The sequence below is a fragment of the Bradyrhizobium sp. ORS 86 genome, assembly GCF_045571475.1.
In the GTDB taxonomy this organism is placed as follows: Bacteria; Pseudomonadota; Alphaproteobacteria; order Rhizobiales; family Xanthobacteraceae; genus Bradyrhizobium.
In genome coordinates, this window is record NZ_CP120699.1 from 7,256,791 (window position 1) to 7,269,222 (window position 12,432).

Genomic DNA, 12,432 nt, shown 5'->3' on the forward strand with positions numbered 1-12,432 from the left:
CGCCGCATGACCCAAAGCGGACGCGTTTGAGAGTCCAGAAGTTGCCATTTCTACGAGAACTCGCGTATGCACTACGTGCAGGATCGTAGGGCGAGAAAATCAAATGGCGATGGAGCTGAGGGGCGCGAGAGGCGAGGGATTTGCGACGATTGCCGCTGATGGTCGCGTGTTAGATTCCTGGTTTCTTCGGCTCCGCCTAGTTGTGGAGGCCGACAAGGCGGTAACGGTACGGCTGACGAGCGACGAGATCAACAGATCATTGGGTGAGTCGGCAGACGGATATGCGCGACACGACGACATCCGCAATGTCGACATCGTCTCCATTCGTACAGAAATTGACTCCCTTGCATCTGCGCCCATCGATGTACACGACGCATATCTTCGACTCCATCTACTGAGCCACCGGCTCGTCCAGCCAAATTGCGTGAACCTTGAAGGAATTTTCAGCCTGTTACCCAACGTTGCCTGGACGACACTTGGCCCCTGTGAATGCTCTCGTGTACCGGAAGCGCGAATCGTCGCGCGAAAGCGTGCCGTCGCGTTTGAGGTGACAGGCGTGGATAAGTTTCCGCGCATGACTGATTATGTGACGCCTGCGGACGTGCGAATTGCAGATGCAGATCGCGTGAGGCTCGGAGCCTACTTGGCTCCGGGCACAACCGTCATGCACGAAGGCTTCTGCAATTTTAATGCGGGTACGCTTGGTCCCTGCATGGTCGAAGGCCGGATCAGCGCCGGCGTGGTTGTGGGAAGCGGCAGCGACGTTGGTGGCGGAGCGTCGATCATGGGCACTCTGTCCGGAGGAGGGAAAGAGCGGATTACAGTTGGTGAGCGCTGCCTGATCGGAGCCAACGCCGGTATCGGCATTTCATTGGGTGACGATTGCATCGTCGAAGCGGGCTGTTATGTCACGGCGGGCGCGCGCATCCTTTTGGAAGATGGCCGGATACTGAAAGCTAAAGAGCTCTCGGGCCAGAAGGGCCTGCTTTTTCGTCGCAATTCCCAGAGCGGCGCTCTCGAGGCAACCAGACGGACACCAAATTGGGACGGCCTCAACTCGCAACTTCACAGCTAGGCGGCTCAATCGAAGAAGTCGTCGGTGACAATTGTAGCGTGTCAGTGATGTCGCCCCCTGGAAATCGCCTCCATCGATTTCGGGGACCGATCAAATGACGACAACACCGTGATGGTCCAAGATCCGAGTGGAAATCCGGTGACGCCGCGGGCGACGCTAGTCCTTGCGGCGCCTGCTATACGACTTGGATCGGAGGAGGCGGCCCCATGGCGACTAGAGAAATTCTTCGATGTGTTCTCACAGCAACGATTGCCGCTCTGAGTGGCTCAGTGACCCATGCCGCAGAAGTCACAATTCCTTGGAAGCAAAATTTTACGTACACCACGGATGAGGTGTTTGATTCCAAGAAGCCGGATACTGCAGGCCGAACGGGCCGAACCTTCCGCTTCATGAATGGTGCTCCGGAGGAAGGGAAGAAAGTAGAAAAAGCCGGCAATCTTAGAGGCGACTATATTCATCCTGACGGCATCACGGGGCCAGTCCCTGTCGTCATTCTGATGCACGGCTGCACCGGCTGGACAAAACCGGTGCTCGACTGGGCAAAAGAGAAAGGAAAAAAGCTACTCGATGAAGGCGTCGGCGTGCTCATCCTTGATAGCTTTGGTCCTCGCCAGGTTAAACGAACCTGCGGCGCCCCTAATTACCATTGGGGGTGGCGGCGAGTAGAGGACGCCTACTCTGCACTGGCGTGGCTTATCGAAAGCGATCGAGCTATCCCGGACAGAGTATTCGTAATGGGACGCAGCAATGGCGGCACCACCGCAATCATGCTTGCGACAAGGATGGCAGCGTCCGGTCATCGTGATCACAAATTTGCTGGATCGTTTGCTATTTCCCCGGCTTGCAACGAAATGGAAAAATTCGACTTTGCCGTTCCGGTCACGATCTTCACCGGTGACGAGGACATGGCCAACAATCCCAAGCTATGCGCGGCCATTGATGGAAAGAATGGTTTGATCAAAACGGTTATTTTCAAAGGAGTCCATCATGGCTTTGAGGATAGGACACCTACGTATGTCGAAAATGGCTGGCGCATGGAGCACAATCCAAAAGCCGACAAAGAAACCATGGACCAGATTTTGACGATCATTAAATCCAGCGATACAAAGAACGCAGCGAAATAAGGCCAATTCGGACGGCGCGCCAATTTTCAGTTTCTCAAGGACTGGCGGTGATCTGATCTGGCTCCTTCTGCGATGTTCGGGCTATCTCCACTTCTTCTCTTCTGTTGGGCGGTGAGCAGACATCGGTCGACCAATCGATTAACGAGTACAGGCCCCAATCTCATCGCACTCTAGACTCGAATTTTGAGCCGTTTGCTTTACGCGAACCGGCATTCATTTGCTCTGACGGTGATGAGATGAAGTCTTCACCTCACCGTTGGGAGAGGTCGGCGCGTAGCGCCGGGTGAGGGTTACGATCTCTCGTTGGAGCCGCGGCCCCGATTGCTGGGCAGATCGACCTCTCGCCGTCGGGGAGAGGTGAACAGCCTCTCTGGCCGAACTCTAGTTCCTGAAGCGCTCGTCCCATCGGGGCGGCGGCCGGTAGCTGCGCCGCTTCGCCTTGAAATATTCGCGCGCGAAATGGATGCCGATCCCGATCAGGAATGGCGGGGCGAGCGCGCCTGCAAGCATGAGCGCGGTGATGGATTTCGGCGTCAGGATGTCCAGCACCATCGACGCCAGCAGCCACAAGGTGGCAGCAATCACTGCGACGTCGATATGCTTCATTCCCCGTCTTTCCCTGGTCTTTCTTTGGAGCTGCCTTGGACTTGCTTCGGTCTTGCTTCGGTCTTGGGCCCCAAACGGGTTGCATACTACCGACTGGTCCTGCGTGAGCCAAGGATTCCGGGCCACGGATCACGCCTCCAGCCCTTCACATTTTTGGAACGGCACGCGAACAGGCCACGTTAATCCAGATATCAAGAACCGCAAGCGGAGCACGTCATGGACGATCCCAGCGATATCCACAGCGCCGCCCACGCCGGCGCCTCGGTGAGCCAGCACGGCGTTAACGATCCAGTCGATGGGACCGACGTGAAGCGGACATTCGACGACAACCAGACCTCGCACGAACGTGAGCAATGGGCGGCCGACGTGCGTGCCGACGCATCGCCCAAGCGCAGCGAGGCGTTCCTCCCCGAGGCACTGCGGCGGAAGCCGGCCGAGCCATTGAACGCGCGCGCCGGCCGCCGCCCGACCGATTAAAGGTGCGCCAAGACCCAATCGGTCTGGCCGCAGCCTCGGCTCACCTCTTCGCGATGAAAAGGGGTGATACGCGCAGCAAAGGGGCCGCGGCTCTAGCAAGAAAGCCTTCATCCGGCGCAATGCGCCGACCACTCCCAACGGAGAGTGAACCCCGCTGCCGTTCCAACCCAACCTCGCGCCGGCTTAAGAGCGCTACGGCGCGAACGCCCGTCGCTCGCGCCGCGGAAGACGCGTCTGACAAAGCGGGATGAAATTGGAATGGACTGATGAAGGCGCTCCGCTTCCTTCGTCTGCCTGCTTGCAGAGGAGCGGGATAGGACATCCGGCACCCGCGCCGATTCAAGTCTCATTGCTTCAGCATGTGCTGAATGCCGCAAACGCTGCGTTTGCTGAGCCAGCGCTCTTGCCAATCATCGCGACAGCATCGCATTCAGTTCGGCCGCGGCCCGCAATTGCTCGATGCGGGCGATAACCTGCTCACGTTTGGCACCGGCACCGGCGGGCAGCCGCGCCAGTTCACTCTCAAGCCGCAACCTGTGCTCCTGGAGACGCTGCTCGAATGTGTGCGGCTCAGATCGTTTCCGTTTGCGAATCGTCTTCTGCATCGTCCACCTTTGGCGGTTGAAGACCCGGACTATTGGCCCAGCGGTCCAATTGCTCGATGACCCGCGCGTGGCTCGGCCGCAGCGGCTCTGGCGCGGCAGGCTCATCGGATAATTTGCGGGGCAGCTTGATCTCGTCCGTCATGACCTCTCTCCATCATAGAAAGAGCCAGACACCAGATTCGTTCCGCTCAAAATACCTGCAAGCCATTGATATCACTTGATGATTTTACTAATTTGACTTTTTTGTCGGGGCTTGAGGAACCTGACGCGAATTGGTTTGTTCAGCAAATTGCTCAATTGGCTAAGTTTGGGTGGCTTGCAATGAGTGAGCTTCGCGCCGAGCGTCTTCAGGTCATGCTCTCACCCGAGGAATTGACGGCAATCGACGACTTCCGATTCAAGCACCGGATGCCGACCCGCGCTGCGGCGGTGCGTGAACTGCTCAAGCTCGGCCTCGCCGGCCCCCCGGTTGATGCCGCGGTCGGGGTGAAGTCCAGCGAATTTGGGGTATTCAATCGAGGGCCTGAAGGGCACACGCACAGCGAGCCGGACGTGCCCGCGAAGGATTGACGGCACGTCCGTGCACGGGGCACGATGCGGCGCTGGCTCAAGCTCCGCTGAAGAGGTCCACGATCCCCTTCAGGATGCAGACCACGAGCGCCGACGAAAACGTCGCCGTGCCGAGGTCCGCGATATAAAGTAGCTGCGCCCTCTGCTCTTCATCTAGCTGCGCGAGTGCCTTGCGCATGGCTAAGCTCCTCTCTTGCAAAGAACGCGCGCGGTCGACGGCGGTTCCGTTTCCGCTGTCAGAGGATGAGGCGCTGCATCAGGCCCGCTGCAGCGCCAGCGTCACGCCGCCGAGGGTGAGCACCATGGCGCCGATTTCGCGCAGGCCCAAGGGTTCGCCCAGGATGATCGCGGCGGAGACCACGCCGATCACGGGCACCAGCAGCATGCCCGTCGACGCCGAGGTCGGCGGCAGGCGGCGCAGCGTCTCGAACCAGGTGAGGTAGCAGATGCCCATCGGCATCAGCGTCATATAGACGAAGCAGCCGATGCCGAGCGGCGTGATCGCCGTGTAGTCCGGGTGCTCGAACAGCACACCCAGCACCAGCATCACGAGGCAACCGATGCCGACCTGCCAGGCGACCACGGTGAGCGGCGGCATCGGCAGCGGCTTGCGGTTCAGCACGTTGCCGAGCGCGAACAGGATCGCGCAGGAGAGCGCGAGCGCGATGCCGGTCAGCTTGCCTGCGGTGAAGGCCAAGCCGCCTCCGCCCAGCAGCAGCACGACGCCGGCGACGCCGAGCACCAGCGCCGCAAGGTCCCGCAGCGTCGGCGGGATATGGAGGGCCGGCCAGGCGAACAGCATCGCCCAGATCGGCATGGTGTAGGCCAGCAGCGCGCCCTCGCCGACGGTGACGAACTTCATCGCGATCGTGCCGAAGCCCATCCAGGCGAACACGTTGGTGAACGAGGCGAACAGCAGCCGCGGAATCGCATCGCGCGGCACGGCGAGCGACTGCCCGCGGACCAGCGCCAGCAGCCCAAGGATCGCCGCCGCGCAGGTCCCGGCCAGCCCGCGCGCGAACAGCGGCGGCCATTGCTGCAGCAACAGCTTCATCAGCGGCCAATTCAGCGCCCAGCCGCACGCCGTCACCACCAGGCAGAGAAAGCCGATCGATCTATCGCGCCGCGTCGTATCCATGGCATGCGCTTAGCAGGCGGACACACGAGGCTCCACCGCTTGCGCCGGATGTCGGGTCGCGAAAAATCCGCGGCCACGAAAAAAAACCGGCGCACCTTTCGGCGCGCCGGTACCAGGTTCTGCCAGCCTATCTGAATTCAGGACATCATGCCGACGCTGCGCGCGCGGTGCGGTTGCGCGAGTTGCGCTGGAAGAACAGCGCCTGGCTCGCGACCGCCGAGACCATCGCCGGCTGGAATGGCTTCGAGATCAGGAATGCCGGCTCCGGCCGCTCGCCGGTCAGGAAGCGCTCGGGATAGGCGGTGATGAACACCACCGGCACCTCGAAAGTGCGCAGCAGTTCGTTCACCGCATCGAGGCCCGACGAGCCGTCGGCAAGCTGGATGTCGGCGAGGATCAGGCCGGGTTTCTTGTTCTTGGCAAGCGCCACCGCATCTGAATGGGTGCGGGCGACGCCGATGACATTGTGGCCGAGATTCTTCACCAGGCTCTCGAGGTCCATCGCGATGAAGGTCTCATCCTCGATGATCAGCACGTCGGTGGCGATCTCGGCGGCCATTTCGCGGCCGGCGGCATCGGTGAGCTTGCGCGTCTCGGCGATGTCGGTGCCGAGGATGTAGCCCACCTCTTCCTCCGAGAAGCCTTCCAGCGACAGCAGCAGGAAGGCCTGGCGCGGCAAGGGCGTGATGTTGGAGAGCCTGCGCTCCGGCGGCAGCGACAGCGTCGCAACGTCGGCGTTGTCATTGTTCACCGACACCGAATTCCAGATCTGGGTGAACAGCCGGAACAGACCGGCGCGCGGGCCGTGCGTCTGATCCAGCAATGATCCATCCTGCAGCAGGGCCTCGAGCATGGCGCCCACATAGGCGTCTCCCGACGCCTGGTTTCCCGTCAGCGCGCGAGCATAGCGGCGCAGCAACGGAAGATGTTCAGCAACGACCTGCGATCGGGACATTCCCACTCCATCCTGTTCTTAAGCCCTGCGGCCTGAAATCCGTTGTCCTGCGCCGATGCACTAAGCGGCGACGTATCAAGCTCCTAGGGCAACCCCGGTTCCCCTGCATGCCCGACTACGCGCGAAAGGCAAAAAAGTTCCACGAAATTGTTCCAGCATCCCGGAACTTTCTGCGCAACTTTGCATTAGCTCCCAACCGACGAGGCGACGCGGCCAACCTCTCTGTTCGAGGAAATGACTTGGAAATCAGAGACTTAACTCTCGGGGAAACGTGGATCAGATCATGAAGGAAGTAAAGAAGCAGGGCGGTCTCAACGCCGAGATTCAATCAAGAATCGGCCACCAGCTTCGCGCCATGTATGACGACGTGGTGCGACAGGGAGTGCCCGACCGCTTTGCCGAGTTGATCCGCAAACTCGACGGACCGGAGGCTGCCGCGGCCGCGGTTGCCGGGGGCGACGCTGACAAGAACAATGGAGGGGACTAATGCCTCTCACGAATGAACTCCGCGACGACATCCTGGCGTCCGTGCCGAGTCTGCGTGCGTTCGCGATCTCGCTGTCCGGTAATGGCGACCGCGCCGACGATCTGGTGCAGGAGACGCTGCTGCGCGCGATCGCCAACATCGACTCGTTCCAGCCGGGCTCGAACCTGCCGGCGTGGCTGTTCACCATCCTGCGCAACCTGTTTCGCTCCGACTACCGGAAGCGGAGGCGCGAGGTGGAGGACGCCGAGGGCAACTATGCCAAGACGCTGAAGAGCCAGCCGTCGCAGGCCGCGCATCTGGAGTTCGAGGAATTTCGTGCCGCGCTCGACAAGCTGCCGCAGGACCAGCGCGAGGCGTTGATCCTGGTTGGCGCCTCCGGCTTCTCCTACGAGGACGCTGCGGCGATCTGTGGCTGCGCCGTCGGCACCATCAAGAGCCGCGTCAACCGCGCGCGATCGAAGCTGAGTGCCCTGCTCTACGTTGACAGCGCCGAGGATTTCGGCCCCGACAACACCGTACGCGCCGTGATCGGCGGCAATGGCGGCTAGGTACGAGACACGCTGAAGCAGAAAGGCGGCCCGATCAGGCCGCCTTTTCTTTTGGGGTGCAAGCGCGGTGGAATTCGCTCAGCGACCCGCACCAAGGGGAATATGCCGTAGCCATCACGGAGCCGGGAAATCCGGCAACGCGGGCGCGCCGCGAGTGTTGTGTCTCTGACAGTCCATTCCGTCATTCCGGGGCGCGACGAAGTCGAGAACCTCAGATGCGCAATCGCGCATCGGGGAATCCAGAGGTCGTGGATCGAGATTCCGGGTTCTCGCTTCGCGAGCCCCGGAATGACACTGAGTGGATCACGCGTCAGAGGCGCAACACGAGCTAGCTCGCCATCGCATTCCTGAATGCGTCGGCCTTGAAGCCGTTTCTCAGCTCCAGGATCTTTGCGGCGATTTCGGTCACCGGGACCGGGTGGCTGAAGAGGAAGCCCTGGGCCTCGTTACAGCCTTCAGCCCTCATGTGGTCGAGCTGCTCGACCGTCTCGACGCCCTCGGCGATCGTCGTCATGCCGAGGCTTCTGCCAAGGCTGATGACGGCGCGGACGATCGATTTCGATCCGTGGGCCGCGGTCGCGTCCCGGACGAACGACTTGTCGATCTTGAGCTTGTCGAAGGGAAAGCTGCGCAGATAGCTCAGCGATGAATAGCCGGTGCCGAAATCGTCCAACGCGATCCGAAGCCCCTGCGCCTTCAGCTTGTGCAGCGTTGCAATGGTCTCGCTGCTGTTGGCCAGGAAGACCGATTCGGTGATCTCGAGCTCGAGCCGGCGCGGCGACAATTTCGAAGCCGCGAGCGCGCCGGAAATGATGTCGATCAGACCCGGGTCGCGAAACTGCGCCGCGGAGACATTGACCGCAAGCTTCATCTCGCTCGGCCAGGTGACGGCCTGTTCGCAGGCGCGGTTGAGTACCCACTGTCCGAGCTGCACGATGAGCCCGATCTCTTCCGCAATCGGGATGAATTGGTCGGGCGGCACGAGCCCCCGCTTGGGATGATGCCAGCGCAGTAAGGCCTCGAAGCCGCAGATGCGGTCGAGATGCAGGTCATAGAGCGGCTGATAGAACAGCGCAAACTCGTCCCTCACCATCGCCTCGCGGAGATCGAGCTCGAGCGCGCGACGGCGCTGCAGGCTGGCGTCCATCGCAGGCTCGAAGAACCGCCAGGTCCCCCTGCCCTCCATCTTGGCGCGATACAACGCCACGTCGGCGTTCTTCAGCAGCTTCTCGCCGGTCGTGCCGTCGCCCGGCGACACCGACATTCCGACGCTGCATCCGACAACGACACGATGTCCGCTCAGCTCGTACGGGGCCCCGACGCACTCGACGATGCGCCGCGCAAGGCGCTCGGTGTCCTCGGCGTTCTGGATGCCGCATTGTATGACCGCGAACTCGTCACCGCCCAGGCGCGCCACGGTATCGACCTCGCGGACGCAGGCATTGAGCCGGTCGGCGACCGCGCACAGCAATTCGTCGCCCACCGGATGCCCGAGCGTGTCGTTGACCTGCTTGAAATTATCCAGGTCGAGGCAGAAGACGGCAAAGCCGAGACCGCGGCCGGCCTGCGCCACAGCCTGCTCGATCCGTTCGGCGAGCAAGGTTCGGTTCGGCAGCTTGGTCAGGGCATCGTGCCGGGCCATGAACGCGATCTGCGACTCGGCCCGTTGTTGCTCGGTCACGTCCTCGCAGGTGACGAGCCAGCCGTCGTCGGACGTCGGCCGCTGCGCGATCGAAATGATGCGCCCATCGCTCAGATGCTGGAGATAGTTGCCTCCTTCGCGCCCGTTGATCGACCGGTCGCGCTCCGCGAGCAGATCGGCCACGGTACGGCTGCCATGATTGCCTGCCGCAACGCTCATCTCGAGGACGTCCTCCAGCGTCATCCCCGGCACGATCAGTTCGGGCGAAACATCGAAGATCTCGCAAAAGCGCGGGTTGACGACCTGCAGCCGGCCGTCGCGGTCGTAGAGGCACAAGCCCTGCGACATGTGGGTCAGCGCCGCATCGAGCCGCAGATTGGTGGCGTGCAGCTCCGCCTTCTGCTCCTTCAGCGTGGTGATGTCGCTGTAGACGAGAACGACGCCGCCTTCCTGCGTCTCGCTCCTGCTCACGCGCAACCATCGGCCGTCGGAAAGCTGGGCTTCGCTCGCGAATCCATTGGCCTCGCCATCGGCCGGCGCCGCCGTATCGATGCGATCCGAACGCAGAAGCTGGGGCGAGAGGCGGATGAGCTCGCTTGCGCGCGAGTTCGCCAGGGCGATCTCGCCGTCCGCGTCCAGCAGCACGACGCCTTCGCGCGACGTCTCCAGCGCATCGGACAGCCTCGCCTGCGCCGAGCGGCGTTGCGACACTTCCTGATCGACCGTGCGCCTGATGTTGTCCCGCATGGTTTCCATGGCGGTCAGGAGGGTGCCGAGTTCGTCCGTGCCGCCCTTGGGAATCGTCGCGTCGAGATCGCCGCCGGCGATACGCCTTGCCGCCTTCGAGGCAATGGCAACCGGTCCGATGATGCGGCGCGCCAACAACCAGGAAAACAGCGCTGACAAGAACAGCGCCGCGGTCAACCCCGCGACGTTGAGCTGCAGATCGCGCTTGATCGTCGAGAGCGCCCGCTGCCGAAACAGAAAGCCGTCGCCCGCCGTATAGTTGACCAGCAATTCGACCTGCTGACTGACGATCTCGGAGTAACGGTCGACGTCGCCGACCGACGCGCGCGGTGCCCGCTCGCCCGACGCGGCTGCCCCCTCGGAAGATGATTCGACGGCGCGACGATGCAGTGCCATCCAGGCATCGGCGGCTTCCTGCACCTTGGCGGCGGCCTTCGCGGCCCGCGAGGATTGCGATCGATCGGCCGCAACGCTGAGATCCTCGGAAAGCGTCTTCGCCAGCGATTCGATCTGGCTGTCGAGCCTGGCGCGGGCCGCCGGGTCGGTGGTCAGCAGGCGTTGCGACGATGCCACCCGCATGGCGGCAAAGTCGGCGCCAGCGGCGCGCGCGTAGTTGATCGACATCAACGATTTGTCGAATGTCCTGGCCACCAGATCGCCGGCATGGCGGATCCCAAGCACCGAGTATCCGCCGAGCGCGACCGCAATGGCGCTCATCGCCAGCGAGAAAATGAGAATTTGAGTACGAATTGAGCCTTTGGTCAAAGCGACACGCGACACGCAGGCGGCAACAAACCGAAACACTGCAACACTTCCCGTTCTCAGGCTGGAGCGAAGGTCCATGTCCGTGTCCCGCCGCAGTACACGTTACTCAAGCCACGCAGAACACCTGACGCAGTGGAAAGAAAACTGCATGCGTAAATAGCGCTAGTTGTGACGGCAACTCATGCCAAAATCGTTAAGATCAACCACCGATAATCATCATCGCGGGTAATCCTGGACGCACCATTTGCGCCGTAGGATGCCTGATGTCCGACTTTCAAGCGGGGGTCACATGCAGTCAGGCTTGTTGCGCGATTTGAGGCTGGGCAGGTTTGGCGGCGTGCAGGTTGCGGCCGCAATGATCGCAGGAGCGCTGGTCGGAACGGCACTGGGCGCGAGCCCCCTTGCCATCTCACAGAAGGATCGGGAATTCAGGCCCGCGGAGATCTCGATCAAGCGTGGCGAAACTTTACGTTTCATTAACGACGACGGCGAACTCCTGCATCACGCATATTTGAGCTCGGACAAGTTCAGCTTCGACTCCGGCGATCAGCAGCCGGGCAGCAAATATGACGTCGTCTTTCCCGTCTCCGGTGACTACACGGTGTTGTGCGGCATTCATCCGAAGATGAAGCTGACCGTCCACGTCGCCAAATAGCGGTCTCAAGCGATCCTACAAGATCGACGTGTTGAACAGCGCGGCGTGACCGGCATAGTAGACGAACAACGTCACGGTCAGCGCCGCGCAAAGGCTAACAGGTGCGAGCCACGCCGCACGAACGTCGCGCGCGGACGTCCGATCGTCGCAGGCGATCGCGAGCAGGACGGCGACGATCGCGGAGTGCCCGATCGCGTCGATCTTTCCGAATTCGAAGCACGCGCTGATGAACATCCCGGTCAGCACCACGGCCGCACAGCGCCGGATCAGCGGCGTCCATAGCAGAGCGAAGGCCAGCGTAAATTCCACCATGCCCGCGGCGCGCATGTAGAATTCGTTGTCAAAGCCGAGCGTGATGGTGGCGTGCTCGACGAGCAGCGGGAAGCTCCATTCCGGGTAAGCCCATTTTTCGATCGAGGCCCACATCAACGTCACGCCGGCCGAATACCTGACCACATCGAGCGGCGAAATTCCGAACAGATCCTTCTTGAGCCCGACCAGCGCCAGATAGGCTGCGATGCCGAGAAAAATCGGATAGTCGGCAAGGTGAAAGACGCCGTAGTCGTGCACGCCGATTCCGAACAGGATCACGATCCCGACTGCGGACAGCGGCAGTGTACGTCGCGACAGCATGCCGGCGGCGATGCCAAGCTGCAGCACGCCCACGAGGGGCGACGTCGTCTTCAACTCCGGGGTCAGCAGGATTCCGCCGACGGCCCAGATCGAGATGAAGAAGAAAGCACAGACGGCGCGGATCATCGTCTCCGTGCGCAGCCGTAGCGGCTCGGTGATCCGGTCGAGGGCGTGGATCGTTGCCGTACCCAGCGCGGTCGGCTCGATCAGACAGCCGGCGAACAGCCAGAAGACGGCTACGCCCAGCAGCAGTTCGAAATCCTGGCAGAGCACATTCTCGAGACCGCGGGGCTGCCCGGCGACATCATAGGCACAGAACCATTTGACATGCGCCTCGGCCTCTTGCGCCGCTACGACGCAAAACAGAATCCCGAGAATGCATTTGGCGAACACGGAGCGCCCAAC

General features: G+C 61.7%; 15 protein-coding genes. 7 read left to right on the plus strand and 8 right to left on the minus strand.

Annotated features, from left to right (window positions below; all coding sequences use genetic code 11):
* Nucleotides 1-103: 103 nt before the first annotated feature.
* Together dapD and P6U25_RS33570 are read left to right on the plus strand one after the other, a co-directional pair.
* Entirely contained in the window at nt 104-1,075 is a 972-nt protein-coding gene (gene dapD / locus P6U25_RS33565) for a 2,3,4,5-tetrahydropyridine-2,6-dicarboxylate N-succinyltransferase (protein ID WP_407149015.1), read from the plus strand.
* Nucleotides 1,076-1,281: 206 nt separating this feature from the next.
* A complete protein-coding gene (locus tag P6U25_RS33570; RefSeq protein ID WP_407149016.1) occupies nt 1,282-2,199 on the plus strand; it encodes a dienelactone hydrolase family protein in 918 nt (305 codons plus the stop codon).
* A 381-nt stretch (nt 2,200-2,580) separates the two neighbouring features.
* Here the strand turns inward: P6U25_RS33570 and P6U25_RS33575 are convergent, their stop codons facing one another.
* Complete coding sequence (locus tag P6U25_RS33575) at nt 2,581-2,805, minus strand: hypothetical protein (RefSeq protein WP_407149017.1); 225 nt, start codon at nt 2,803-2,805, stop codon at nt 2,581-2,583.
* Nucleotides 2,806-3,021: 216 nt separating this feature from the next.
* Here P6U25_RS33575 and P6U25_RS33580 point away from each other — a divergent pair, with 216 nt between their 5' ends.
* Nucleotides 3,022-3,282: a hypothetical protein gene (locus tag P6U25_RS33580; RefSeq protein WP_407149018.1), complete on the plus strand. Its 261-nt coding sequence runs from the start codon at nt 3,022-3,024 to the stop codon at nt 3,280-3,282.
* A gap of 410 nt (nt 3,283-3,692) precedes the next feature.
* Here the strand turns inward: P6U25_RS33580 and P6U25_RS33585 are convergent, their stop codons facing one another.
* Nucleotides 3,693-3,887, minus strand: coding sequence for a hypothetical protein (locus P6U25_RS33585; RefSeq protein WP_407149019.1), 195 nt, complete (start codon nt 3,885-3,887; stop codon nt 3,693-3,695).
* Nucleotides 3,853-4,029 carry a hypothetical protein gene (locus P6U25_RS33590; protein ID WP_407149020.1) on the minus strand — a complete coding sequence of 59 codons (177 nt, stop codon included), beginning with the start codon at nt 4,027-4,029 and terminating at the stop codon, nt 3,853-3,855. Before P6U25_RS33590 ends, P6U25_RS33585 begins: the two co-directional genes overlap by 35 nt.
* 179 nt (nt 4,030-4,208) lie before the next feature.
* On the opposite strand from P6U25_RS33590, the gene P6U25_RS33595 reads away from it, so the two are divergent.
* Nucleotides 4,209-4,457 carry a hypothetical protein gene (locus P6U25_RS33595; RefSeq protein WP_407149021.1) on the plus strand — a complete coding sequence of 83 codons (249 nt, stop codon included), beginning with the start codon at nt 4,209-4,211 and terminating at the stop codon, nt 4,455-4,457.
* Nucleotides 4,458-4,494: 37 nt separating this feature from the next.
* On the opposite strand, the gene P6U25_RS33600 is transcribed toward P6U25_RS33595, so the two are convergent.
* The 3 genes from P6U25_RS33600 to P6U25_RS33610 form a co-directional block, all read right to left on the minus strand.
* The gene (locus P6U25_RS33600; protein WP_407149022.1) at nt 4,495-4,635 is read right to left on the minus strand and encodes a hypothetical protein; all 141 of its coding nucleotides are present in this window, start codon (nt 4,633-4,635) and stop codon (nt 4,495-4,497) included.
* A 78-nt stretch (nt 4,636-4,713) separates the two neighbouring features.
* Nucleotides 4,714-5,595 (minus strand): DMT family transporter, encoded by an 882-nt coding sequence (locus tag P6U25_RS33605; protein WP_407149023.1) that lies wholly within the window; start codon nt 5,593-5,595, stop codon nt 4,714-4,716.
* Between the two features lie 145 nt (nt 5,596-5,740).
* On the minus strand, nt 5,741-6,550 hold the full coding sequence (locus tag P6U25_RS33610) for a response regulator (RefSeq protein WP_280982628.1): 810 nt from the start codon (nt 6,548-6,550) through the stop codon (nt 5,741-5,743).
* 283 nt (nt 6,551-6,833) lie between these two features.
* Between P6U25_RS33610 and P6U25_RS33615 the strand changes: the two genes are divergently transcribed.
* On the plus strand, nt 6,834-7,037 hold the full coding sequence (locus tag P6U25_RS33615) for a NepR family anti-sigma factor (RefSeq protein WP_280974221.1): 204 nt from the start codon (nt 6,834-6,836) through the stop codon (nt 7,035-7,037).
* Entirely contained in the window at nt 7,037-7,585 is a 549-nt protein-coding gene (locus P6U25_RS33620; RefSeq protein ID WP_066515735.1) for a sigma-70 family RNA polymerase sigma factor, read from the plus strand. Before P6U25_RS33615 ends, P6U25_RS33620 begins: the two co-directional genes overlap by 1 nt.
* Before the next feature lie 328 nt (nt 7,586-7,913).
* Here P6U25_RS33620 and P6U25_RS33625 read toward each other — a convergent pair whose 3' ends face one another.
* Nucleotides 7,914-10,817, minus strand: coding sequence for an EAL domain-containing protein (locus tag P6U25_RS33625; protein WP_407149024.1), 2,904 nt, complete (start codon nt 10,815-10,817; stop codon nt 7,914-7,916).
* 211 nt (nt 10,818-11,028) lie between these two features.
* On the opposite strand from P6U25_RS33625, the gene P6U25_RS33630 reads away from it, so the two are divergent.
* A complete protein-coding gene (locus tag P6U25_RS33630) occupies nt 11,029-11,394 on the plus strand; it encodes a methylamine utilization protein (protein WP_407149025.1) in 366 nt (121 codons plus the stop codon).
* Between the two features lie 15 nt (nt 11,395-11,409).
* Here P6U25_RS33630 and P6U25_RS33635 read toward each other — a convergent pair whose 3' ends face one another.
* The gene (locus P6U25_RS33635) at nt 11,410-12,393 is read right to left on the minus strand and encodes a hypothetical protein (protein ID WP_407152686.1); all 984 of its coding nucleotides are present in this window, start codon (nt 12,391-12,393) and stop codon (nt 11,410-11,412) included.
* Nucleotides 12,394-12,432: the final 39 nt, after the last annotated feature.

Excerpts from the sequence above, each read along its gene's own strand:
- dapD (WP_407149015.1), top strand. The coding sequence starts at position 104 with ATGGCGATGGAGCTGAGGGGCGCGAGAGGCGAGGGATTTGCGACGATT.
- P6U25_RS33570 (WP_407149016.1), top strand. The coding sequence starts at position 1,282 with ATGGCGACTAGAGAAATTCTTCGATGTGTTCTCACAGCAACGATTGCC.
- P6U25_RS33575 (WP_407149017.1), bottom strand. The coding sequence starts at position 2,805 with ATGAAGCATATCGACGTCGCAGTGATTGCTGCCACCTTGTGGCTGCTG.
- P6U25_RS33580 (WP_407149018.1), top strand. The coding sequence starts at position 3,022 with ATGGACGATCCCAGCGATATCCACAGCGCCGCCCACGCCGGCGCCTCG.
- P6U25_RS33585 (WP_407149019.1), bottom strand. The coding sequence starts at position 3,887 with ATGCAGAAGACGATTCGCAAACGGAAACGATCTGAGCCGCACACATTC.
- P6U25_RS33590 (WP_407149020.1), bottom strand. The coding sequence starts at position 4,029 with ATGACGGACGAGATCAAGCTGCCCCGCAAATTATCCGATGAGCCTGCC.
- P6U25_RS33595 (WP_407149021.1), top strand. The coding sequence starts at position 4,209 with ATGAGTGAGCTTCGCGCCGAGCGTCTTCAGGTCATGCTCTCACCCGAG.
- P6U25_RS33600 (WP_407149022.1), bottom strand. The coding sequence starts at position 4,635 with ATGCGCAAGGCACTCGCGCAGCTAGATGAAGAGCAGAGGGCGCAGCTA.
- P6U25_RS33605 (WP_407149023.1), bottom strand. The coding sequence starts at position 5,595 with ATGGATACGACGCGGCGCGATAGATCGATCGGCTTTCTCTGCCTGGTG.
- P6U25_RS33610 (WP_280982628.1), bottom strand. The coding sequence starts at position 6,550 with ATGTCCCGATCGCAGGTCGTTGCTGAACATCTTCCGTTGCTGCGCCGC.
- P6U25_RS33615 (WP_280974221.1), top strand. The coding sequence starts at position 6,834 with ATGAAGGAAGTAAAGAAGCAGGGCGGTCTCAACGCCGAGATTCAATCA.
- P6U25_RS33620 (WP_066515735.1), top strand. The coding sequence starts at position 7,037 with ATGCCTCTCACGAATGAACTCCGCGACGACATCCTGGCGTCCGTGCCG.
- P6U25_RS33625 (WP_407149024.1), bottom strand. The coding sequence starts at position 10,817 with ATGGACCTTCGCTCCAGCCTGAGAACGGGAAGTGTTGCAGTGTTTCGG.
- P6U25_RS33630 (WP_407149025.1), top strand. The coding sequence starts at position 11,029 with ATGCAGTCAGGCTTGTTGCGCGATTTGAGGCTGGGCAGGTTTGGCGGC.